At 48.5% G+C, this 23,212-nt stretch carries 17 protein-coding genes and 1 other RNA gene; 9 read left to right on the top strand and 9 right to left on the bottom strand.

Going from position 1 to position 23,212, the window contains the following annotated elements:
- Positions 1-280: 280 nt before the first annotated feature.
- Complete coding sequence (locus F1593_RS07135; protein WP_149400871.1) at positions 281-481, bottom strand: hypothetical protein; 201 nt, start codon at positions 479-481, stop codon at positions 281-283.
- A 183-nt stretch (positions 482-664) separates the two neighbouring features.
- On the opposite strand from F1593_RS07135, the gene F1593_RS28220 reads away from it, so the two are divergent.
- Together F1593_RS28220 and F1593_RS07140 are read left to right on the top strand one after the other, a co-directional pair.
- Positions 665-838 (top strand): hypothetical protein, encoded by a 174-nt coding sequence (locus tag F1593_RS28220; RefSeq protein ID WP_172631930.1) that lies wholly within the window; start codon positions 665-667, stop codon positions 836-838.
- Positions 839-1,277: 439 nt separating this feature from the next.
- Entirely contained in the window at positions 1,278-2,717 is a 1,440-nt protein-coding gene (locus F1593_RS07140) for an amino acid permease (protein WP_149400872.1), read from the top strand.
- Positions 2,718-3,196: 479 nt separating this feature from the next.
- On the opposite strand, the gene ssrA is transcribed toward F1593_RS07140, so the two are convergent.
- Positions 3,197-3,566, bottom strand: a transfer-messenger RNA (tmRNA) gene (gene ssrA, locus F1593_RS07145).
- A 398-nt stretch (positions 3,567-3,964) separates the two neighbouring features.
- Between ssrA and F1593_RS07150 the strand changes: the two genes are divergently transcribed.
- From F1593_RS07150 to F1593_RS07165, 4 genes are all read left to right on the top strand, one after another.
- On the top strand, positions 3,965-4,738 hold the full coding sequence (locus tag F1593_RS07150) for a glycerophosphodiester phosphodiesterase (RefSeq protein WP_149400873.1): 774 nt from the start codon (positions 3,965-3,967) through the stop codon (positions 4,736-4,738).
- Positions 4,739-4,950: 212 nt separating this feature from the next.
- Positions 4,951-5,964 carry a glycosyltransferase family 2 protein gene (locus tag F1593_RS07155; protein WP_149400874.1) on the top strand — a complete coding sequence of 338 codons (1,014 nt, stop codon included), beginning with the start codon at positions 4,951-4,953 and terminating at the stop codon, positions 5,962-5,964.
- A gap of 248 nt (positions 5,965-6,212) precedes the next feature.
- Complete coding sequence (locus tag F1593_RS07160) at positions 6,213-8,492, top strand: DUF2079 domain-containing protein (protein ID WP_149400875.1); 2,280 nt, start codon at positions 6,213-6,215, stop codon at positions 8,490-8,492.
- 68 nt (positions 8,493-8,560) lie between these two features.
- Positions 8,561-10,015 (top strand): hypothetical protein, encoded by a 1,455-nt coding sequence (locus F1593_RS07165; protein ID WP_149400876.1) that lies wholly within the window; start codon positions 8,561-8,563, stop codon positions 10,013-10,015.
- Positions 10,016-10,096: 81 nt separating this feature from the next.
- Here F1593_RS07165 and mfd read toward each other — a convergent pair whose 3' ends face one another.
- The 3 genes from mfd to F1593_RS07180 all read right to left on the bottom strand — a co-directional run bounded on the left by mfd (position 10,097) and on the right by F1593_RS07180 (position 16,013).
- Positions 10,097-13,609: a transcription-repair coupling factor gene (mfd, locus tag F1593_RS07170; protein WP_172631931.1), complete on the bottom strand. Its 3,513-nt coding sequence runs from the start codon at positions 13,607-13,609 to the stop codon at positions 10,097-10,099.
- Between the two features lie 404 nt (positions 13,610-14,013).
- Positions 14,014-14,733 carry an aminoacyl-tRNA hydrolase gene (pth, locus tag F1593_RS07175; RefSeq protein ID WP_149400878.1) on the bottom strand — a complete coding sequence of 240 codons (720 nt, stop codon included), beginning with the start codon at positions 14,731-14,733 and terminating at the stop codon, positions 14,014-14,016.
- Positions 14,734-14,750: 17 nt separating this feature from the next.
- Entirely contained in the window at positions 14,751-16,013 is a 1,263-nt protein-coding gene (locus tag F1593_RS07180; protein WP_149400879.1) for a metallophosphoesterase family protein, read from the bottom strand.
- Between the two features lie 167 nt (positions 16,014-16,180).
- On the opposite strand from F1593_RS07180, the gene F1593_RS07185 reads away from it, so the two are divergent.
- The gene (locus tag F1593_RS07185) at positions 16,181-17,179 is read left to right on the top strand and encodes a sugar phosphate isomerase/epimerase family protein (RefSeq protein WP_149400880.1); all 999 of its coding nucleotides are present in this window, start codon (positions 16,181-16,183) and stop codon (positions 17,177-17,179) included.
- Positions 17,180-17,302: 123 nt separating this feature from the next.
- Here the strand turns inward: F1593_RS07185 and F1593_RS07190 are convergent, their stop codons facing one another.
- The 4 genes from F1593_RS07190 to F1593_RS07205 form a co-directional block, all read right to left on the bottom strand.
- Positions 17,303-18,268, bottom strand: a complete 966-nt coding sequence (locus F1593_RS07190; RefSeq protein WP_172631932.1) for a D-alanyl-D-alanine carboxypeptidase family protein — start codon at positions 18,266-18,268, stop codon at positions 17,303-17,305.
- 100 nt (positions 18,269-18,368) lie between these two features.
- On the bottom strand, positions 18,369-19,826 hold the full coding sequence (gene gatA / locus F1593_RS07195) for an Asp-tRNA(Asn)/Glu-tRNA(Gln) amidotransferase subunit GatA (RefSeq protein WP_149400882.1): 1,458 nt from the start codon (positions 19,824-19,826) through the stop codon (positions 18,369-18,371).
- A 6-nt stretch (positions 19,827-19,832) separates the two neighbouring features.
- Positions 19,833-20,123, bottom strand: coding sequence for an Asp-tRNA(Asn)/Glu-tRNA(Gln) amidotransferase subunit GatC (gene gatC / locus F1593_RS07200; RefSeq protein WP_149400883.1), 291 nt, complete (start codon positions 20,121-20,123; stop codon positions 19,833-19,835).
- A gap of 27 nt (positions 20,124-20,150) precedes the next feature.
- Positions 20,151-20,447: an acylphosphatase gene (locus F1593_RS07205; RefSeq protein WP_149400884.1), complete on the bottom strand. Its 297-nt coding sequence runs from the start codon at positions 20,445-20,447 to the stop codon at positions 20,151-20,153.
- 577 nt (positions 20,448-21,024) lie between these two features.
- On the opposite strand from F1593_RS07205, the gene F1593_RS07210 reads away from it, so the two are divergent.
- Both F1593_RS07210 and F1593_RS07215 read left to right on the top strand, forming a co-directional pair.
- Complete coding sequence (locus F1593_RS07210) at positions 21,025-21,996, top strand: AAA family ATPase (protein ID WP_149400885.1); 972 nt, start codon at positions 21,025-21,027, stop codon at positions 21,994-21,996.
- A 4-nt stretch (positions 21,997-22,000) separates the two neighbouring features.
- Positions 22,001-23,212 (top strand): DUF58 domain-containing protein, encoded by a 1,212-nt coding sequence (locus F1593_RS07215; RefSeq protein WP_172631933.1) that lies wholly within the window; start codon positions 22,001-22,003, stop codon positions 23,210-23,212.

The raw sequence follows: 23,212 nt of genomic DNA on the forward strand, positions 1-23,212 counted from the left end.
CCGCCAGGGTGTCTGTTTAGTACAGCTATCAGTACATTGAGCGTGATGACAATAAACCTGATCAGAAGATACCAGATTATGCAACTTTTTGTGTCAACCGAAAGATGTAAAGCAGAGAGGGATTTTAGGAGAACATTCTGAGACGTGTAAAAACTGTAATCGCTTCTGGGCTGTGAGATGGATTAGATTGCATGAGGCACAAAGGGAGCAAGTGATGCTCAAGTAAAGGAAATTGAGGAAGCAAGCTGTATGGGTTGCTTCCTCGGAAATAGGGATTGCTTTAGAGCTGGCTTTTCTCGGCCTGGGCATTCTGCTCTGCATCTTCCGTGTTCATTTTACCTACGAACATGTAGGCATCGTGACGAACACTGAATGAGCGAACCAGACGATCGTTCGGACCTGGTCCACCACTGGCTGATTGACGCTCGCGAATGAGAAAGATTTGTTCAGTGAGGGGTTGGACGTAGTAGCGATTTCTCATGAATAAGATTGCGCCGAAATCCCTACATTTCCACATAGGGAGAATGCGCGCCTCCTTGTTTGTAATAATACCCATCACAGCGATGCTGTAGGTGGCAAAACAGTAACGAATGGTTCGATTTTATCTTAGACGTGATGTAACGTTCCTCCGACACTGCTCCTCATAAGGAGCCTCGCCAGGCGCATGAGTGTCTGTGTTTTTGCCCATGTGCAATGCTATGATGGTTCTGGCTGGTGGATCGTGATTGTTCGTCCTTGCTATATATTCCAGAATCCATATCACATTTGTAATAACAACTATGCTTCCTTGCAGAAAGATGTGATCGCGAATATAGGTGAGTCGCAACGCTGTTTGTGATAGGTATGTACTATGCACATTGTCTTGTACGAGGAACGGGGCTCAGGAGAGCAAACGTAAGACTCTATAAGTATACACTATTTTTCTGCAAAATGCCATAGGGAAGAAAAGCAAAAAAAGAACTTCCTCTTTACTTACGCATAATTTGCATGCTAAGCACACTCATTTATGATGCTTTTCTCTCTTTATTTTTCTTCTGCGCCAGCATCGTTACTTGAAAAAGCTGTCCGATTATGAATCATGCCAGATCGTATGCGCAGGGTTGATAGGCGAGAATGTATTCTGTTTTCTTGGGAACACGTGCTGATTAAAGAAGATGCTGATCACTATCGTTGAGATCTATGATCAATATCAGTGAGAAGAGGATTGTGTAGTAGGATCAGAGAATGTTTCAAGCTCACTTCCAGGCGTTTTTTTAAGGTATGCAGAAGGGGCAACGATGAGTAATGTAATCTGGCGCAAAAAAGATATCTTGCTGTTGCAGTCGGAAGCAGAAACAAGTACCCAACTCAAGCGAACCCTGGGGGTATGGAGTTTGACGGCAATAGGTCTTGGAGCCATTATTGGAGTTGGAGTGTTTGTCCTCACGGGGGTGGCGGCTGCGACGCAGGCTGGCCCGGCCATCGCGATCTCATTTATTATTGCTGGTCTGGCCAGTTCTGCTGCCGCATTGTGTTATTCCGAGTTTGCCAGTATGATTCCTGTAGCCGGCAGTGCCTATACCTATGGCTATGCGGTACTTGGCGAATTGCTGGCCTGGATTATTGGTTGGGATTTATTGATTGAATATACTCTGGTTGTTTCTGTGGTTGCAATTGGCTTATCTGGTTATGTAAACGCGCTATTGGTGAGCGTAGGTATCCATATTCCTGCTATGATTGTCGGCGCTCCTGGTACTGGTGCAGGACATGGGGTGGATTTATTTGCGATCTTGATCTGTCTTTTTACCTCCTGGCTCCTGACACGTGGCATGGAAGAGAGTGCGCGCTTCAATTCTATCGTAGTACTCATCAAGTTGCTTTGCGTCTTGATTACTATTGTGGTGGGGGCCTTTTTTATCAAGCCGGGCAACTGGCATCCCTTTGCTCCCTTTGGATTTCCAGGCATCATGGGTGGTGCGGCATTGGTCTTTTTTGCGGTATTTGGCTATGACGCAATGAGTACCGCTGCTGAGGAGGCTAAACATCCACAACGTGATCTCCCACTGGCGATACTCATTTCGCTATTGATCGCGCTGGTGCTCTATGTCCTGATGAGTCTGGTGTTAACAGGCATTGTTTCCTACAAAACACTCAACAACTCGGCACCAGTTGCCAATGCGTTTCTGGCCTTACATTTGCCTATTGTCTCAATCATTGTTTCAGTGGGGGCTATTGCGGGTATTAGTAGTGTGCTGTTTGCCTTTATGCTGGCGGCAGCGCGCATCTGGTTCGCGTTGAGCCGGGATGGATTATTGCCCGTCTGGTTTGCGCACACTCATCCTGTCCATAAGACACCCTATCGCCCGACCTGGATCATTGGCATCGTTACCGCTGTGGTGGCTGGCTTTATTCCAATCGCTGTGGTAGCTGAACTGGTGAATATTGGTACTCTGTCGGCGTTTGTAATTGTTTGTGCCTCGATTATTATCTTACGGCATACCCAACCAACAATTCCGCGCAGGTTTAAGACCCCATTTGTACCTGTTATTCCGATCATTGGTATCATTTTTTCGCTCTGGCTTATTATCAGTCTACAACCTGTCACATGGATACGTTTTTTGATCTGGCTGGCCCTGGGCCTGGTCGTTTACTTTTTGTATGGTATCAAGCACAGTCGATTGAATATACCAGCTGTCCCAACGGCGATAGAAGAAGATACCAATAATCCAAAGAGTTAAGGCTAGCTCGTTGCTCCTGTACTGCGGGCGAGGGTTGTAAAGATATCAATGGCAGCGAAGGCGGCGCAAGCAAACATTGCTGTGCGAAAGCCACTGATAAACATCACTTGCAAAGAGTGTATCTTCTCCAGCATAAAAAGGCAAAGATCATCAGGCGGCAACATTGCAAATGAAGAGAAATAGAGAGGATAAAGAGAAAGTCCGGCTTTGAGGAGTACGTATGCAAGACCATTGCGAGACAACAGAAAGGAAGGGATGCATCTTTGTGCCGGACTTATAAAAACTATAGAATGCTTGCTTAATTTATACAAGACATCATCAGTCAGAATGAATTGTTCTGATACGCTTCAAGCTGCTTAGAGACAGGCTTTAGCCGTGTCGATAGTTGCTAAAATAGCTCAAATCAAAAGTACTAGTTGGGGTTGGAAAATGAAAGAGGCGAGAAGCAGTTAACCTTACTGCTTCTCGCCCCTTGCGTCTGGTGGAGATGAGGGAGAGTTGAACTCCCTGTCCAAACGGCCCTACCGAGGAATGTACTACAGGTTTAGTCGATGTATTTCTTTATCGCCTTGGGCTCCCATCGACAGGATTCCTAAGCGTTGGCCCTCTAGTCTTTAGTGACAGTTAGAAGACGGTGGCTGCCACTGCACCTCGTGTGTATGACGCCTGGAACCGCCCCCACGAGGAAAAGGCGGGCAGACGTCGCATCGCTACTTCTTAGGCAGCGAAAGCGAATTGTTGTGTTGCTGGTTTGGCAACTATGTTTTGTCGGTTGTTTAACGAGAGTGCGTACCGACACCTCGACCTGCAATTCTTCAATCCAACCGCCTGTCGAAACCCGACATCCCCAGATGAAGAAATTGGCTAGCGTTGTGAGAGTTATCCTTTTCGAGCTTTCCCCCCTGCTAACGTATTGGTTAGTATATCATAGACGTTGACAAATAGCAATATCTTTTTCTGGATTTTCTTCTCTTTAACTTTTTCTCTTTACTCATGCGTGTCCGCACTCCAGGTGTTCATCACATACTAAAATGGCGCAGGCATGTGAGGGTCTACTCGCTCGCGAGTAGCGAGGCCTTGATGGGAGAACCGCGCTTACTGTCAGGATGAGAGAGAGTTGAACTCCCTGTTCTTTGCTATGGCTCAGTTGCGAGGAGGTACGTGGGCTTTGTATAATGATGGACGGTATGATGATTAATGGTACCATGGACAACATGGTAATCAGCCAAGGTAGGTAGGTAAACTTTATGGCGCAGTCCAAACGCTCGCTGGTGCGTATCGCGCATCGGGGCGGTTCGCTTCTTGCCCCTGAGAATACATTGGCCGCTTTTCGGAATGCTTTGACAATGCCTGTGGATATGCTGGAATTGGATGTGCAGATGAGCCGTGATGGTCAGGTTGTGGTGTTTCATGACGCTACAGTTGAGCGTGTGACAAATGGTACAGGCAATCTCCTCGATCTCGATTTTGCTTATCTGCGCTCTCTGGATGCAGCAAGCCATTTTCCTGGTGGCTGGCCGCTGCCTGAGCAAATCCCGACTTTGCGGGAGGTACTGGCTCTGGCTCATAATCGTGTCCAGGTTTGTATTGAACTCAAGCTCAGCGAACGTGATGGGGTCTATGGGCGCTATCCACGGATTGCAGAAGCGATTGTTGAGGATTTACGTGCCACGAAAATGGTTGATCAGGTGTTACTGATCTCTTTCGATTGGGTGGCATTAGCTAAAATCAGCCGCCTGGAAAACTCACTTGTGACGGGTGCACTGGTCTCACGCGATCTCTGGACATTTGAGGAAGATCCAACTCTGGAAAAATTATGCAAGCAAGTGTCGCTGGCTGGTTGCAACTGGATTGATCTGGATCGCGAGTTGTTTACACCCGAATTGCTTTCAACTGTTCACCGCAATGGTTTTAAGCTAGGGCTCTGGACGGTCGATGATCTGGCTGAATTACGTTCTTTTGCCAGTGTTGGTGTTGATGCCCTTACTACTGACCGACCTGATTTGTTTGCTCAGATATAACTTCTTGCTGTCTATGGCTGAGGCGGATACTCACAATTAAGTAATGGGTGCCTGGCTGAATGTGTCTCCTCGTGAAAGTTATCCGTTTGTATTACCAGAAAGAGCAATGGTACCATGTCCTGTAGTTCGTACTCGAGGGTATGCTATAATGACCCCCGAACACCAGCCATGTGGCGGGTTGAATACTGGTTGTGAGCGGAGAATCTGAGGCTATGCAACAATCTGAAATTGCATTAAAAGAACATGCATCTGAGTTGACAACTCCTGAAGTATTATCGAAGCATATTGATGTTACGATCGTGGTTCCCTTGATGAATGAGCAGGAGAGCGTGTCTATTCTCTTTGAGAAAATCAAAGAACAACTCGAGCAACTCGGTAAATCCTTTGAAGTTATTTTTGTAGATGATGGTAGTACCGATAAAACCTTTACTGTTCTATCCGATTTATATCAAGCATACCCTGATATTGTGCGCGTGATCCGTTTCCGTCGCAATTTTGGTAAGACACCAGCGCTGGTAGCCGGTTTTGAGCGCTCTAAGGGTGATGTTATCTTTACCATGGATGGTGATTTGCAGGATGATCCACAGGAAATTCCCCGCTATCTAGAGAAAATAGATGAGGGTTATGATCTGGTGACGGGTTGGAAGTTCCCACGTTTAGATCCCCTTGATAAGACTTTTCCATCTCTTATCTTTAATGGTATGGTGAATAAGCTGACTGGCGTGAATCTACATGATATCAACTGTGGATTTAAAGCGTATCGCCGTGATGTGATTGAAGATCCACATTTAAAGCTCTATGGCGATTTCCATCGTTTTGTTCCGGTGATTGCGCAGGCGCGTGGCTTTAAAATTGCTGAGATTAAAGTTACTCACCATCCTCGGAAATTTGGTGTATCGAAGTTTGGTACAAAACGTTTCGCGCAGGGTTTCATCGATTTGATGAATATTGTTTTCTTAACAACCTATCTGCGCCGTCCCTTACGCCTGTTTGCTACCCTTGGCTTCTGGTCTTTTGTGCTGGGTGTGCTCCTTGATCTGTTTACTGTCTTGCGCAGTTACCTGTGGATTCATGAACCGATTCATAACCAACCGATGTTGTTTGTGGGTATCCTGCTCATGATCTTTGGTGTACAATTCTTCCTGGCTGGTCTACAGAGTGAGATGATACGTCACTATGCCTTCCAACGCGGCGAAGAAGCTAATATTAAGCAGGAATTGCTCTAGATGATATTGCTCGGTCAATGCATGCCTTGGCGGATATGGGCGAGCAGCAGAGGTGGTGTGATATTGGCTGATCCTCTTGCGTGCGTAAAGCGAAACATGGATGTGCTCCTTGATTGCTTCCGTGTTCTGCGTGGTGATTGGATCAGCCAGTATGCAGCGTTCTCTAAACTTATGCTATGGATGAATGAGATGGTTGCCCCTCTGTTGTATGGATGTGATTTGCAGGGATTGAAAAAGAGGTGTAGTGCGTGAGTAAAGAAATCTGGCATAAGCGTTTTATTTATGCCCGAGACCATTTGTGTTTGTATCCTGCACCTGAACCGCTGCCGCGTACACGCAAATTCTGGCTGGTAATGGGATTAATCGCACTTGCTGTGCTTGTCTTCTGTGTGTTTTATATTTCTTATCTGACAACTCAGCAGACGGCGTTTCAAACGAATGCCGAAGACTTTGGTATTATGGATCAAGCGATCTGGAATACGATCCATGGACATATGTTGCACCAAACGATCTGTACCTCATTAGGGGATACAAATTGTGTTGGGCCTGCTGGCTTTGTACGCTTTGCTATCCATTTTGAACCGATCCTATTTCCTATCTCTTTATTATACTTTATCTGGTCTGATCCACGTGTTTTACTCGTGTTGCAAACCGTCGTCGTTGCTCTGGGAGCCTTTCCTGCCTTCTGGCTGGCGCGGTTGCGGCTGCGCAATGAATGGTTAGCCGGGGTGTTCGCACTGATTTATCTTATCTATCCTGCTCAGTTGCAGGCGTCAACGGATGAATTTCATGCCGTGACGATGACAGCGGCTCTCTTATTGTTTACTTTATATTTTATGTACACGCGTCAGACACTCTGGTTTTTTGTCTTTGCTCTTCTCTCAATGGCGTGTAAAGAAGAAATTCCAATCGTAGTGGCGACCTTTGGTCTCTGGTCGCTGGTCTTTCAGCGGCGTTGGCGTAGTGGTCTGGCTGTGGTTGTCGTGAGTATTCTCTGGTTTGTCGTCACAACCAAAGTAATTATGCCGCATTTTAGTCCTACTGGTCAGGCTTTGCTCAGTACACGTTATAATGGTGCAGGCGGCTCTGGCTCTTTGTTACAGCAAGCGCTTCATCCGCTGACTTTTCTGCATACCTATCTGTTTGATGCCAGTCATCGAGCGTATATCCATGATATACTGGCACCTGCGGGCTATATTCCGAAGCCACATGGAGGCGGTCTGTTCTATTTACCGCTCCTGGCACCATGGATCCTGGTTATGGCGACGCCTTCACTGCTAATTAACCTGCTCAGCACTAATCCTCAGCAATATAGTGGGCTTTTCCACTATAACGCTGAAATTGTGCCCGTGATTATTTTTGCGACCATCGAGTCTCTGGTGGTCGTACGCTGGTTGACTCATGTAGGGCTGGCGGCAATAACGCGGCATAGAGAAGCACAGAATAGACCGTTTGCCCATCTGCTGAGTGCAGAAGGATTGCTACGCCGGCCGCAGGTTGTATCGTTGGTATTGATTTCGCTCTTGACGCTTGCGGTTGTCTTCAGTTCATTGCGCACCGATTACTATTTCCATGGGCAATTGCCATTCTCGATTAGCTTTCAATGGCCGCAGACCTCTGCCCACACTGACCTGGCGCAGCGCTTCCTGGCGATGATTCCAGCGGATGCATCTGTATCAGCACAAAATAAACTTGTTCCTCACTTGAGCCATCGTGAGAGCATCTATATGTTCCCGTACGCAGATGGACAAAATAGTCAGAAAGAGGGGCAGGCAGAGTATATACTGCTAGATGTAACGGGGGATATTTATCCCTACTTTGAGTCACAGCTCTATACGCACGAAGTGAAGAAGGTATTAGCAAGTGGACAATATGGGATTGTGGCGGCTCAGGATGGCTACTTGTTGTTGAAACGAGGATTGGCTGCTCCAGCTATCTTATCCTCGCCGACTACCAGTGCTGGTCAGCAGCATGATCTTGATGCATTGTTATTTAATCTTCCTACCAGTTTTTGTTCCAATATCTATGTTCCTCAGTCAGAGATACAAAATCCTTTGCACGTTGATTTTAAGCAGCCAGATGGTCAGAAATTACATCTGGTAGGTTTTCAGGTTGGGGCAAGTAGCCCGTTTAGTCGTACCAATGGCTATGGCACGCTAACGACATATTGGCGTGTGGATAGTTCGGTAAAAACGCCGATCCAGTTACAGATCTTACTCAAAGGCAGTGATGGGCGTGAATATCTTACCAGTACGGACATGCCAGATCTTTCGTGGTGTCCTGCGCAAACGTGGCAACCGGGTTCACTGGTGCGCCTGACAAGCCGCACATTTAACCTTCAAAAAAGTAGCATCCCAAATGGGCTAGCACAGATGTCCATTACTCTTTTGCCACAAGCACAGACATCGAGTACAATAATGGATGTACAAGCTCGGCTACCTGTGCAGGTTTTGAATGCGCCGGTTACCGTTATTGCCAATCAGAATACAAATGCATTGCAGTTGATGCCGATTACTATCGTCAACTAAAGTGTAGAGAAGCGGCATCACCAAATCTCTCTATGGCATGCCCGCAGTAGAATGAAAGAGGATGTAGGATGGGCATTTATTTAGGTCAACTCCCGCCCGCAGAAATTGCGCGCTTAAAAGCTGAATTAGCTGAGACGCTGATCGCTAATTTCTGCTATCCACGTTTTTTTGATCATCGCACTGAGTCATTGCAAATGCGTCCGGTTGACCGTAACAAGCGCCAGGAAGTATGGCTTTACCTCAGCTCTGTTGATTTTACTGCATGGAACCGGGTCGATTTGATGTCAGCGGATATTCAACATCAAATTGAGCGTCTTTTTATTCAGTTTGTGCAACGTAATCGTAATTTCTTTGGTGAGCAGGGACGTCGAAGAATGTCTGATATCCGTCTGTTAATTAATTCTTGTGCTTCTTCGGTGGTACAAGCCTGGCGCAATCATCTCAGCGGTCAGAAAGCAGCGGATGGGCATCTCTTTGGGAGTCCACACACGGTTGTCTCCTGGAGTACTCCAAGTATTAGCCAGCGTGCAGAACTTACCTGGGAGCAGATTGCGCCAGCGACGATGTTGCTTCAACAGCATTTACAGGAGCTCAGGGGTGAAGTGAAACTTGGGGATGCAAAGGTGGCTCCTGCGGCTGCTACAGCTATACATGGGACCACTGGGATGGCACGTCGTGAGGCTCCTGCTGCGGCAACTCGCCCGGCAACAGGGCGACCAAATCAAGGGGAACCTGAGCCATCTGTAGTTCGTAAACCAGTCACACCGGTTGGGCCACGACCAGTTTCAGCGCCATTGCAGGCGAATACTCCTGCAGCGGTACAACAAGCAGCTTTCTCTAGCGCTGCTGCGGCTGCTCCAGCTGTGCAGCGAACAGCGCAACGGGTCGATACGACGCCGAAACCACCTACGCCTGCTCAGCCCTATGATACGCGCACTGTTGCTCCTGTCAATCGTAATGCACCGTTAGTTGACGCACCGGCTGTTCCTGTGGCGCCTATCTCGCCTGCACTTGACACGCCCATGGCGGCGTCTGCACCAACGGCAGTCCCGACGAAATCCGCTAGCAGCACTGACCATGGTACCATGCGCTCATCACGCTCTCCATTCGGAGGAGACACTGCCCCAACTTCAACTGTGACACCTGCCTCAGCGCAACGTATGCCCCCACCGATGGTACCGCCTGCCTCGCTGACAAGTTCTGCCACTTCGGATATCACGAATGGTCCACGGGAAATGATGTCTGTGGGTGAGGATGATGTTGCGATCTTTGAACAGATGCGTCATCAATTGATCATCTGGTTGCGTATTGAGGCGGTAACAGCCGGGCTGGAGATTACAAGTCAGAGTCCTACTCAGTTGTTAGAGATGTTACGTGAACAGGCACGTTTTGATGAGACACGTTTACAGGTTGTGTCGACGTTACTAAATCTCGCTAATCAAGTGATCAAAACAGGCCTGGTAAGTGTATTGGATTATAAACAGGCCTTAATGTTCCATCTAATGCACACCCGCCGCCAATAGCTCTCTGGACTAAAGAGGCCACTCCTCCCCTCGCGGGTGAGTGGCCTCTTTGCTTGCTGCTCTTTTGCTTCACAGGTAGGATTATGAGGCGGTAGAGGATGCTGAGGTAGTAATCATCGGAAGTAACTCTTTCAATTGCTTTAGCCAGGCTGTACCTAACAAACGGCGTGGAATACGAATTACTCCTTGTTGGACATGGGCGTCATTGCGGAAACGTCGATAGAGGATAATCCGGTTGGGGACCACGTCCCGCTTAACTGTCAGTATGAGTTCAGTATCTTTAACAGAGATTGCTTCATAGCCCAATTGTGCAGCTTCCACTTTTAAACTCACCAGTTCAAGTAGATTGTGTACCGGTTCTGGAATGGGTCCAAAGCGATCCGATAGTTCTGAGGTCATGGCTTCGACCTGCTCTGTAGATTTGAGATTAGCAAGACGTTGATAGAAATTCACCTTGAGTGTGCGATCTCCAATATATTCATCTGGCAGGTAAGCATCCATTGGGAGATCAATGGATGTGTTGGGCAGACTCGTTTCTGCCTGCTTTCCCTGCAATTCTTGTACAGAATCGGAGAGCAATTTACAATAGAGGTCAAAGCCAACCGAGTTCATAAAGCCAGATTGTTCTGCTCCTAACAAACTACCAGCACCACGGATCTCTAGATCTTTCATGGCAATGCGGAAGCCCGCACCCAGTTCGGTGGCTTCAAAGATGGCGCGTAAGCGTTTTTCCTGAATCGGTGTCAATTTGGCATTCTTCCCATAGAAGAAGTAGGCATAGGCTTGCTGTGTGGCGCGTCCAACGCGTCCACGTAACTGGTAGAGTTGTGAGAGGCCAAAAAAGGCTGCATTATTGACAATAATCGTATTCGCATTTGGAATATCCAGACCATTCTCGATAATAGTGGTCGAGATCAGTACATCATAATCACCATTAGAGAAGCCAAGCATCACTTTCTCGAGTTGATCTTCATTCATCTGCCCATGCCCAACAATAATACGCGCTTCAGGTATGAGACGCTGCAATTTTTGGGCTAATATCTGAATACCCTGTACGCGGTTATGGACAAAGAAGACCTGTCCCCCGCGGTCGATCTCACGCAGGATAGCTTCACGTATCAATGCATCGTCTGTTTCGCGAATTGTGGTACGAATCGGCAAGCGTTCCTGAGGAGGTGTCTCAATAATGCTCATATCGCGTAAATTGACCAGTGACATATGCAGAGTCCGTGGAATCGGCGTGGCTGTCATCGTCAGGACATCGATCTCAGCTCGCAATTGTTTGAGGCGTTCTTTATGGATCACACCAAAGCGTTGTTCTTCATCGACGACCAGTAATCCGAGATTTAAAAAGACGACATCTTTTTGTAACAGGCGATGAGTGCCAATGACAATATCGACCTTTCCTAATGCGAGCTCTTCGAGGATTTGTTTCTGCTCTTTATCAGAGCGGAAACGGCTGAGGAGTTCGACACGTACAGGATAGGCTTTGAGACGCTCTTTGAAGTTGTTATAGTGTTGTAGCGCCAGAACGGTTGTTGGAACCAGCACGGCCACCTGACGTTGATCCAGGACGCATTTAAAGGCGGCCCGGAGAGCTACCTCGGTCTTCCCATAGCCAACATCTCCGCAGACCAGACGATCCATAGGACGAGGGCGTTCCATATCGGCTTTCACTTCATCAATGGCGCGTTGTTGATCGGGTGTTTCTTGATAGGGAAAGCCATCCTCAAGTTCCTGTAGCCATGGCTGCTCGCTATCAGGCGGAAATGGATGCCCTTCGGCAGCTTCACGCAGGCTATACAGACGCAGTAGCTCCTGTGCGACTTCCTGAACGTTCTCTTTGACCTTTGATTTGGCGCGTGTCCATTCCGTTGTCCCCAGTTTACTCAGGGCTGGTACGGCATCACCCATCCCGATATAGCGGGTGATGCGGTCCAGTTGGTCGGTAGGAATATAAAGTTTATCGGTCCCGGCATAATGGATCAGTAAATATTCGCGTTCGACGTTGGTCAAATTCATCTTGACCAGGCCCTCGAAGCGCCCAATCCCATGTTCCTGGTGGACAACATAATCGCCAGGATTTACCTCTGCCAGGAACGAGGCTGGAGTGACTGGTTTGCGCCGTTGTGCGTTACGTCGCTTCGACCAGCCAAAAATCTCGGTATCGGTATAGACATGGAGCGCTAACGAGCGCGATTGCCAGCCTTCCACAAGTTGTCCCTGAATCAGTGTCAGCGTTCCGGCCTCTGGAAGCTGATTGATATTGGTGCCTGGACTGACCTCAATAGTTGCTCCTTGCAGAATAGATTCATCGCTCAGGACTTCTGCCATACGTCGTGCCTGCATGGTGACAATAATCACGCGGTCGCGATTATTCAACGCTTTGCGGCAATCCTGGACAAAGGCGCGCAGGCGGCCTCCATAAGAGTTTGCGCTACTACAGGTAGGAATGAGATTATCGGTGGTGTTTTGCTGAGTCACATCGAAATCGCTCTCGGCGACAGAGAGAATATCAGCGAAGCGTAGTTGCCGGCGCTGCTGAATTTGTGGCTCAATCTGGTTCCAGCTTGGCGTTGCCTCCCGCAGATGGGTTGGATTTTCGCGTTCGCGTTCATGTTCCTCTTTGATTTCTTGCGCTTGCGCATCAAGTTCTAGTATATGATTGTGAATGCTCACTGGATTATCGAGGATGAGTAAGCCATGACGGGGCAGATAATCCAATACCGTTGCGGGACTATGGAGATAGGGCATATAGAAAGCGATATCCTCAAAGGAGCGCTTTTGTTTGAGCAACTCGAGATCATGATGCCAGCGTTCTTCAGCATCCTTATGAAGGAGCTTGCTCTCTAATTGTGCCAACTCTTGTGCTGCAAGCGGTCCCCGCGCTGGTAGTGCTTCACGAGCGGGACCAATCAGGCAGTTTTCTATCGTATTTAATGAACGCTGCGTCTCTTGATCGAAGGTGCGAACGGATTCAATTTCATCACCAAAGAACTCAATACGTACTGGCCGTGGCAGGGTGGGAGGAAAAAGGTCTATGATACCGCCACGATGGCTAAATTGTCCGGGCTCTTCAACTTCTGCAACGGGCTCATAGCCAAGGTTATAGAGATGTTCGATCAGCATGCTGAGATCAGTCTCTTCACCGGTTTGCAGCCGGAAAAGGGCGGATGCTAATTCTTCAGGGGGAATGACAAACTGGGTTAAGACACGTGCTGAACAGACTACTAACGGGGTTCGTTCCCGTTCAACCATCGCCATGAGTGCTTGTAAGCGCTGCTGGGTTGTTTCATGATCACCGATCAAGCGTTCGTAAGGGAGAGCATCGCGATCAGGTAGACAGAAGACGTCGCTTGGATTGGGGACGAATTGTTTAATTGTCTCAACCATCTGTGTGGCCTCGGTTTCATTACCGACGACAACCAGCATTGGTTGTTTAAATGAAACGGATAGGCTAGCAACAACATAGGGGCGTGCTGCCTCTGTAATACCTGTAAGCGCTGGAATCCCTTCTCTGTTTTGAAGTTTTTCGCGTAGGCGACGATGTTCTGGTCTCTGTGTTAATACTGTAAGTAAACCCTGTAATGTCACTTCATCCTCCAGCAACGGACAGTATGAACAGCACCCCTTCCGAAATAGTTGTGGGGGTGTCGTAAGCATTGCCCTTAATTCATACCTCTTGCTATCATACCGTACTGACCGCGTTGCCGTCTATACGATATGGCATACTATGCCTCTTTTGTCTTATAGATGGCGTAAATGAAATGCCATCTGCTAAGCTTTTAAAAGCATGGCTGACTTTTACCTATTATAATCGTATACCCATAATATAGATACTTCTGTACTATTCTCATTCTTTGTCTGTGTTGCTTGTTGGGGAGAAGCGTATTCTGAGGCCAGGAGATCCTGGGAGTTATCGTGGTTGGTAGTCGATTGTGCCAGGCACGCACTGGAGAAATCCTGGATGACGGGCCTGGCGGATCTTCCTGCTAGCATTAGTCTGAGGCGTGTTGCTTTTCTTGGGTGGAAGGTTGTTCAAGAGTGGCGGCAACTTCTTGTAATTGCGCAGCCTGCTCGGCCTTGCGACGTTTCTCTTGTTCACGGCGTTCCTGTTGCAGACGGCGTTTTTCCTCCGCCTTTTTCTTTGCTTCAGGGTCCACATTGATAAGATTCATCGTCGTTTCCAGGCCTTTTTCCAGGTAGAGTGGAATGGCCTCAGCAGCGCGTTGCTCACCAATTTCCTGTTGAATACTTTCGTCTCCAGTTGGCACACCAAGGACATATTTGACGGTATCCATACGTTGATTAGCTGGACGCCCGATGCCGACGCGCAGGCGTGGAAACTGGTTTGTATGCAGATGGCTGATCATGCTGTTGATGCCATTATGCCCACCTGAACTGCCTTGTGCCCGTAGGCGTATCTGTCCAATAGGGAGATCGAGATCATCATAAATGACAATCAGATCTTCTGGTTCGATTTTGAACCAGCGTAACAGCTCAACAACAGCTTCACCACTATTGTTCATAAAGGTTGTTGGCTTGACCAGGACAACTTTTTCATTTGCCAGTGTGCCATTCGCAATCATTGCACGACCGCGCCGTTCCCAGCGCAGCCCATGAGAGGAAGCAAGCGCATCTACCACATGAAAGCCGACATTGTGACGTGTTTTCTCATACTGTGTGCCTGGATTACCCAGGCCAATAACTAATTTCATAACAATGGATTACCTGATTAGCGACCATAGGCAAGGCGTGTTGCCAGATATTGTGGCAATTTCACCTTGACAATTTTTTCCTGTGTCTTTTCAAATGAATAGGGTATGCGATAAAAATGGAACCCTTTTTGGGTATCATAGATCATAAATGCTGCGCGTGGATCTCCATCGCGTGGTTGACCAACTCCACCTGGATTAACAATCGCACGATAGCCCTCTGGTGCTTGCCAGGGTCCTTCCGGTGGAATACACATCTCATTGGTAACTTCGATCATACTCTGACTAAGGCCCAGCAATGAGAGTAGCTCTTCAATCTCCTGGTTGAGACGCTCTTCAGCATTTTGAATGGTCTCTTCCGGTGTGATGTCTTCCACTATCTCTGTCTTTGTCTCATCATCCTGGGTAGCTACAGCGGCATCTTCCGTGGCGCTTTCACCAGCCGTTTGCTCTCTGATAATGTCCTTGAGTTCATCTGGCGCATCGGTCTGCGTTTCAGGAGCGTCGTCCGCAATTTGATGTTGCAAATCCGCAATAGCATCAGCCGCATTGGCGACAAGATCCTGAATCTGTTCTGTTTCTGTAAAGGCACCGTTGGGAGTTTCTGATTGGGAGCTATGCAGTGAAACTATTTCACCTGTCGTGGTTGTCTCATCGTCCTGACTCTCGGTTAGCAGTTGTTTATCAACTTCAGCGCTGGCCGTCATCTCATCTGCATCCTGTGAAGTGGCTATATCAGTCTCATTGAGAATGGCCTCAACTTCTAAGGGGCGTGTAGGGGTATTGGCAACGGTATCCGGTTGTTGAAAAATAACCGGAACATGAGTGTGACCAACAAAGCAATAGCGGTTCGTGAAGCATTGAAAACTGCGTTCGGCCAGCACTTCGGAAGTCAAATACTCCCAGAGAGGACCGTGGGGACTGCCATGGACCAGGATGCACTCGCCCTTCTCAATCCGTTCGGGTAGGTTAGCAAGAAAGGCCTGGTTTTCTTCAGTGAGTTGTGTTGCCGTCCATTCAGCGGAGATGCGCGCAGCCTCACTAAAATCTTCCAGATCGAGTTTACCAACCGCGGCCCAGTCATGATTGCCCGCAATGATCACATCGGTGCGTTCCCGCAGTTTTGCAATGCATTCATTCGGGTTTGGGCCATAGCCGACTAGATCACCAAGGAACCAGATTTCGTCAATTGGTTCTTGCTGAGATAGCTCATCGATTTTTGCCAGCACTGCTTCAAGTGCTTCTAAATTCGCGTGGATATCGGTAAAGATCGCGTAACGCATGCAGCATACTCTATTCAAAATATATGATACTTGTAAGTGACATTATTTTATCATGTTTGAGGCAACCTTACTAGTAGCCAAGGAAAGCCTTGTGGATCAGGTCTGATGCTAAGAACTACGCGTCTGTGTGGTATACTCAGGTAAAAGTTTTTGTAAAGGGGTATGTAATGGCACGACCTGTAACGCTTTTTACCGGACAATGGGGTGACCTACCTTTAGAAGATCTGGCCGCCAAAGTGAGTAAATGGGGCTTTGATGGACTCGAATTGGCAAGTTCGGGTCAACACTTCGATGAAGTGCGTATCCTCAACGAGCCCGGCTATGCCGAATCTTTACGCGCCACCTTAGATAAATATCATTTAAAAGTATATGCTATTGGTGCGCACTTGATCGGTCAGGCGACCTGCGATCCTATCGATGCTCGCCACAAGAATATTTTGCCTGAAGCGGTCTGGGGAGACGGCGAACCTGAAGGTGTACGCAAACGGGCCGCTGAGCGCATGAAAGATATTGCGCGTGCTGCGGCTAAGTTTGGAGTGCAGCGGGTAACTGGCTTCACTGGCTCCAGCATCTGGCATATGCTCTATTCTTTTCCACCCAACGATTTCGCGGTACTTGAGCAAGGTTATGCAGACTTTGCGCAGCGCTGGAATCCAATTATTGATGTCTTTGATCAAGAAGGGGTGAAATTTGCCCTTGAGGTTCACCCTACCGAGATTGCCTATGACTTTGTGACCACGCGTAAGACACTGGCTGCAATTGGCAATCGTCCCGGTTTTGGCATCAACTTTGATCCCAGCCATCTGGTACCCCAATTTTTGGATTCGGCTGCCTTCCTGTCTGAATTTGCCGAGCGCATTTATCATGTGCATATCAAGGATTCTAAGCGTCATCTTGACGGTCGGCGCAGTATCCTGGGGTCGCATTTGAATTTTGGTGAGGGAGAGCGCGGTTGGGATTTTGTGTCTCCCGGTCATGGCGATGTAGATTTTGAGTCGATCATTCGCACCTTAAATCGCATTGGTTATCAGGGTCCACTCTCAATTGAATGGGAAGATTCTGGTATGGATCGTGAATATGGAGCACAGGATGCGCTGGCCTTTATACGGCGCTCCGATTTTGCACCCTCCAATGTTGCCTTTGATGCAGCCTTCAGCAAAAAGTAATCCAATCAAAGCGGTATCGCTGGCAGCTATCGTTTGTATACCCTGCCAGTAGATAAGAGATAACACAGAGGAGCATTGTCACATGGCAATGCTCCTCTGTGTTATTTACAGCCATTTTATTATTTATGGTTGTGGTGGAAGCAATGGTAAGCTAAATCCCCAGTTGAGCAGAGTTGCGGCGTCTGCATCGCGCTGTGTGCTACTCGAACTATTGAGGATAACCCCAATAAGGTGATGACCAGCGTGCGTAGCTGCAAAGACGAGGCAATAGCCTGCGGCAAAGGTATGCCCTGTCTTGATGCCTGTTGCTCCTTTATAGGTGCTGAGTAGCGTATTAGTATTGTTCCAGATGAGGGTTCTCTCCCCGATGTGTTCGGTATATGTCTGCGTCTCGACAATATGAGCAAAGAGCGGGATCTGCAACGCGTAGTGGCTGAGTTGTGCCAGATCATGGGCGGTTGTATAGTGTGTCTGTTCTTTTGCTGTCAGACCATCAGGACTGTTGAAGTGAGTTTGAAAGAGATGTAAGTGATACGTAAAGAGATTCATGCGCGCGACGAAGTTTTCGCGGGTCCCACCCAGTTCATCGGCAATCGCGTAGGCTGCATCGTTACCTGAGGGCAGCATCAGAGCATAGAGAAGATCTTTGAGCGGTACCACATCGCCAACCATCAATCCTGCGCTGCTCCCATCATCGAGAATGACGCGATCAATCGCATCCTGATGAATGGGAATCGGACGATTGAGATTGGCTGTTTGAATCGCGATCAAGGCGGTCATGATTTTAGTGGTGCTTGCCATGAGCATTGGTTTCTCGCCATTCTGTTCGTCCAGCACATTATCTGTATCTGCATCCAGCAGATAGACAGCGCCAGCATCAATGTGTGGGGGATTTTTGATCGGGGTCAGGACGGGAAACGGTGTAGGAATGGGGGGGGGTGTGCTGGGAATAGCTGTCGGCGTTGAGTGCGCTACACTTCCTGTATGAAGGATCGTTCCGCCCAGCGGAGTAAAAGCGAGAACAGGAGTTATAACAAGAAGGCAGAGCGCCACGATAATGAGCGGAAACGCAATTATACGACGTCTCATGCTATTTTTATACCTATTCATTTTATTCAAAAAAGCGCTCCAATACCTTCCAATATTGTATGAGCTGTTTATGGAAGGTGCTGGAGCGTTTAAAAGGATCTTATAGGCTGGGCCAGCGATTATGATAATCGGTGACATGCTCAAAGGCGTCTGCAATGCGGAGAATAGTATCTTCTTTGAAGTCGTTACCCAACAGTTGTAATCCAACCGGGAGCCCTTCACTGAAGCCGCCAGGGATCGAGACACCGCAAATACCGGCCAGGTTAGCTGGAATGGTAAAAACGTCCTGCAAATACATCTGATAGGGATCAGAGATCTCGCCCAGTTTAAAGGCAACGGTGGGAGATGCCGGGCTGACCAGCGCATCATATTCCGCGAAAACCTTGTCGAAATCCTGTTTGATCAGGGTGCGTATTTTCTCTGCCCGCTTATAGTAAGCATCGTAGTAGCCTGCGGAGAGGGCGTAGGTGCCCAGCATGATACGGCGTTTGACTTCAGGACCGAAGCCAAATTCACGGGTCTTTTCCATTGCTTCCCACATATCGGTGGTATCGCGATAGGAGTAGCCATATTTCACGCCATCATAGCGAGACAGATTAGAACTGGCTTCTGCTGGCGCAATAATATAGTAGGCTGCAACGCCATATTTGGTATGAGGGAGTGAGACGGGATTGACCTTGGCACCCAGTTCGCGTAGACGCTCAATGCTTTCTTTCACCGCGCTCACCACACCAGGCTGTGTACCCTCAACCCAATATTCCTCTGGCACACCAATACGTAAGCCTTTGATGTCGCCGGAAAGGGCTGCGGAATAATCCTGGGTAGGTGTAGGTGAACTGGTACCGTCACGTGGATCTTGTCCCGCAATCGTCTGAAGCAGGATAGCAGCGTCGCGTGCATTGCGGGCGAAGGGGCCAATCTGATCCAGTGAAGATGCGAAAGCGACCAGGCCAAAACGCGAAACACGGCCATAGGTTGGCTTGAGACCGACCAGATTTGTCAGAGCACCAGGCTGGCGGATCGAGCCACCGGTATCGCTACCATAGGAGCCCATCGCCATACCGGCTGCCACAGCGGCCGCTGAGCCACCACTACTGCCACCAGGGATGCGCTCAAGATCCCAGGGATTCCTGGTGGGGAAGAAGGCGGAATGTTCCGTAGAAGAGCCCATTGCGAACTCATCCATATTTGTTTTACCCACCATCACGATGCCCGCCTCATTCAGGCGCTCCATCACGGTGGCATTGTAGGGTGGTTTGAAATTCTCAAGCATGCGTGAGCCGCAGGTGGTGGTGATATCTTTCGTGCAGATCACATCTTTGATCGCGATTGGAATACCCGTCAAAGGATGGAGATTCTCACCGCTGGCAAAACGCTTATCAGCCTCTTTTGCCTGTTGCAGAGCTAACTCATCCGTCACCAGGGTAAAGGCCTTCACTTTTGGCTCAACCTCGCGGATGCGTTCCAGGTGAACCTGGGTCAACTCGACCGAGGAAATCTTCCGCTGACGCAACAACTCGCCAGCCTCATGAATACTTAATTTATATAATTCAGTCATGCTATCCTATGCCTCCTCCAGTACCGCATTGACCTTCAGGCAGTTCTCATCCTGATCAGGAGCATTTGCCAGCAACACTTCCGGTGCATACGAGGGTTGTGGCACATCGGCGCGCATGATATTCGTGAGGCGCGATGCATGGGCGGTTGGAGAAACGCCACTCACGTCCGCTTCCTGCAAAATGTGAATATGGTCTAAAATTGCGGAGAGTTGATTCCCGAAAGTTTCAACCTCATCCTCGCCCAATCCTAATCTGGCGAGTTTGGCTACGTTTTTTACCGTCTCGCGATCAATCATACTCAGTCCTCTTCTATCTTTAACCTGCTACCAGCGGATGTGGAAGCCGCTGACATGTTCTGTTGGCTCTCTCCATATTGTCTGTACATCGTGTACCTGCGCCGACGGGGGTCCTTGTTGTAAAAGCGTCAGGAGCTGTTCAAGTTTGGATCGTGTCCCTTGAGCGACCACTTCAACATCGCCATTGCTATCATTACGGACATATCCATGGAGTCCCAGCATATGTGCGTGTTGGACAACAAAATAGCGGAAGCCTACTCCCTGTACGCGCCCGACCACCACAGCATTGAGTTCTCCTTGAAAGTCCGGGTTGTTCTGGCTCATGTCTTCCATAATAGCATAGACTTGCTCATGAGGGTAGCCCCTTTGTGTGGTACTAGCAATTATCCGCTCTACTGGTGTGTTCTATCTAATTATAGGGCTAGTACTGCGCTACCCTTCATTTGAAAAGCGGGGATGCAAGGGGCAGCAAGCCCCTTGACTGGGGCCTGAGGCTGTGCCCCAGTCTCTCTCCCATTCCTGCCGCCGCATGATTTTTTACAAATGAAAATGGTACAAAAATGAAAAGGTGGCCGCTCCTGCTTTTTCACACCGTGACAGCCTCCAATTTCGCTGACCGTCTACCAGCATAAAAAGGCAAAGATCATCAGGCGGCACCCCTTCAAATGAAGAGTAACAGAGTACTCGATAGTGGATAGAATAAAGTCGTGCAACAAAAACAGAAAGTGCGCCGTACTATTCAGGAAGGCCTGCACGGTGTTATAGTATTCAAGAACGCTTCCCTATCCCGGGTGCCTTTACTGAGAGAGTGTTTTTAGCATAGATATTCTATGTCTTTGGGACTATACTCGAATATACGTCGATGTGTGAGCCTCGATAGAACTTCTTTAGGGAGTAATACATGCAGTCTGTACAGGACCTCGCCACCGCAGTACAGCGTGTCGTTGGCAATGTGGAACAGGTAATTGTGGGGAAAGCAGAACCTGTTGCATTTAGTTTAATCGCTGTGATTTGTAATGGGCATATTCTCATTGAAGATGTACCGGGCGTGGGAAAGACCGTCCTTACCAAGGCGATAGCTCGCTCGATTGGGTGTTCTTTTAAACGTATTCAATTTACCCCGGACCTCTTGCCGAGCGATGTAACAGGTGTGTCAATCTACAGTCAAAAATCGGGCAACTTCGAGTTTCGCCCCGGGCCTCTGATGGCACAGATTGTGCTGGCCGATGAGGTGAACCGTGCGACTCCGAAGACGCAGTCGGCCCTACTTGAAGCTATGGAAGAGGGACAAATCACAGTGGATGGGGCGACCTATCATTTACCGCAACCTTTTATGGTGATGGCAACCCAGAATCCTATTGAATATGAAGGGACCTTTCCCCTCCCTGAAGCGCAACTGGATCGCTTTATGATGACGATTAAACTGGGTTATCCGAAGGCGGAAGATGAAATAAATATCTTGAATACCCATCAGCATCATCATCCTTTGGACGATCTGGCACAAATTATGACCGCCGAGGAATTGGTGATTATTCAGCAGCAAGTGCGTAGCATACATGTTGATCCTTCGATTCTTGAGTATATTGTTGCCATTGCAAATGCTACCCGCAACCATCCGCAGATTTATCTAGGAATAAGTCCGCGCGGCTCGTTGGCATTGTTTCGTGCTTCACAGGCTCTGGCCGCGATGCGCGGTCGAGGGTATGTCATTCCTGACGATGTGAAACTTCTGGTCAAACCGACGCTGGCTCATCGCATTATTGTGACACCTGCAGCTCGTGTGCGTTCTATCTCTTCCGCCAGCCTGCTGGATGAGATTCTACAGACGGTTGCGGTGCCGAATGCATGGGTTGGTGGGGGAAAGGGGCGCTAAGTCTATGCGTCCCTGGCAAGTGTTTTTGCTCATCATGGTACTGGCTTTCTTTGCGGTGAGTAATGGTTGGAAAGTGTTCTATGTACTCACCTATGTGTTACTTGTGCTGTTTATTTTGTCCTGGGTCTGGACCCGCCTGAGTCTACGCAAGTTACAGTTTCGACGAACTGCTACCAGTGGACGTGTACAGGTGGGCGAAACATTTGATGAGCGCTTGATTTTAGATAATGTGAGCTCGTTCCCTAAGCTCTGGGTACAGGTGGCCGATGGCTCAACCTTGCCCGGGCATTGGGCTGGCTATGTGGCGAGCATTGGAGGCTGGAAACGGGCGATGTGGCGTGCCAAAAGCATCAGCCAACAACGAGGCTGTTTCCAACTGGGACCAGTTGTGGCGACCAGTGGAGATCCCTTTGGGCTTTTTCGCCGTCAGATTACGCTCGCACAAGCACAAGAAATCGTGGTATTGCCGCGTGTCTATCCTCTCTCTCGTTTTGGCTTGCTCAGTGGTGGCTTGCCTGGACGAGGGAGGAGTTCCATGCGCGCGCTTCAGACGACATCTACACCGACGACTATTCGTGAATATGTTACTGGTGATGCGCTCAGTCGTATCCATTGGCGCTCCAGTGCTCACTACAATAAGTTGATGGTGAAAGAATTTGATCTGGACCCCGCAATTGATGTCTGGCTTTTCTTGGACTTACAAGCCTCGGCCCAGGCGGGCGAAGGAGCCCATTCTACCGAGGAGTATGGCGTAACGATTGCAGCTTCTCTGGCGGCCTATTTTTTGCAACAGGATTTCTCGCTGGGAATGATTGTGAATGGTTATAAGCGAGAATTATTGTCTTTAGATCGTGGTGAGCGACAAATTGAGCGTGTGCTTGAATTATTAGCTGTGGTGACCTCCGGTTCTGGTTATGGCCTGAGTGAAGCCCTGGCGATGGATTCCTTTCATTTTGGTCGCAATGCTGTAGCAGTTGTGATTACCGCGTCAAATTCGCAATCCTGGCATGAAAGTGTACGTCAATTGCAGTTGCGAGGCGTTCAAATTGTGGTAATCGCTCTGGATGCTCCCTCTTTTGAAGGGCAGCCACTGTTAGAAGATACATTCGCGTTGCTGGAAGGCGCTAATATTCCAGTGTTACGTATTAAACATGGTGATTCGATTGTTCAGATTTTAGAGACTGGCTCTCAGGTGCGTTCTACAACACAGAGGTGA

The organism is Dictyobacter arantiisoli (genome assembly GCF_008326305.1).
GTDB classification, from domain to species: domain Bacteria; phylum Chloroflexota; class Ktedonobacteria; order Ktedonobacterales; family Ktedonobacteraceae; genus Dictyobacter; species Dictyobacter arantiisoli.

Excerpts from the sequence above, each read along its gene's own strand:
- F1593_RS07135 (WP_149400871.1), bottom strand. The coding sequence starts at position 481 with ATGAGAAATCGCTACTACGTCCAACCCCTCACTGAACAAATCTTTCTC.
- F1593_RS28220 (WP_172631930.1), top strand. The coding sequence starts at position 665 with ATGAGTGTCTGTGTTTTTGCCCATGTGCAATGCTATGATGGTTCTGGC.
- F1593_RS07140 (WP_149400872.1), top strand. The coding sequence starts at position 1,278 with ATGAGTAATGTAATCTGGCGCAAAAAAGATATCTTGCTGTTGCAGTCG.
- F1593_RS07150 (WP_149400873.1), top strand. The coding sequence starts at position 3,965 with ATGGCGCAGTCCAAACGCTCGCTGGTGCGTATCGCGCATCGGGGCGGT.
- F1593_RS07155 (WP_149400874.1), top strand. The coding sequence starts at position 4,951 with ATGCAACAATCTGAAATTGCATTAAAAGAACATGCATCTGAGTTGACA.
- F1593_RS07165 (WP_149400876.1), top strand. The coding sequence starts at position 8,561 with ATGGGCATTTATTTAGGTCAACTCCCGCCCGCAGAAATTGCGCGCTTA.
- pth (WP_149400878.1), bottom strand. The coding sequence starts at position 14,733 with ATGAAATTAGTTATTGGCCTGGGTAATCCAGGCACACAGTATGAGAAA.
- F1593_RS07180 (WP_149400879.1), bottom strand. The coding sequence starts at position 16,013 with ATGCGTTACGCGATCTTTACCGATATCCACGCGAATTTAGAAGCACTT.
- F1593_RS07185 (WP_149400880.1), top strand. The coding sequence starts at position 16,181 with ATGGCACGACCTGTAACGCTTTTTACCGGACAATGGGGTGACCTACCT.
- F1593_RS07190 (WP_172631932.1), bottom strand. The coding sequence starts at position 18,268 with ATGAGACGTCGTATAATTGCGTTTCCGCTCATTATCGTGGCGCTCTGC.
- gatA (WP_149400882.1), bottom strand. The coding sequence starts at position 19,826 with ATGACTGAATTATATAAATTAAGTATTCATGAGGCTGGCGAGTTGTTG.
- gatC (WP_149400883.1), bottom strand. The coding sequence starts at position 20,123 with ATGATTGATCGCGAGACGGTAAAAAACGTAGCCAAACTCGCCAGATTA.
- F1593_RS07205 (WP_149400884.1), bottom strand. The coding sequence starts at position 20,447 with ATGAGCCAGAACAACCCGGACTTTCAAGGAGAACTCAATGCTGTGGTG.
- F1593_RS07210 (WP_149400885.1), top strand. The coding sequence starts at position 21,025 with ATGCAGTCTGTACAGGACCTCGCCACCGCAGTACAGCGTGTCGTTGGC.
- F1593_RS07215 (WP_172631933.1), top strand. The coding sequence starts at position 22,001 with ATGCGTCCCTGGCAAGTGTTTTTGCTCATCATGGTACTGGCTTTCTTT.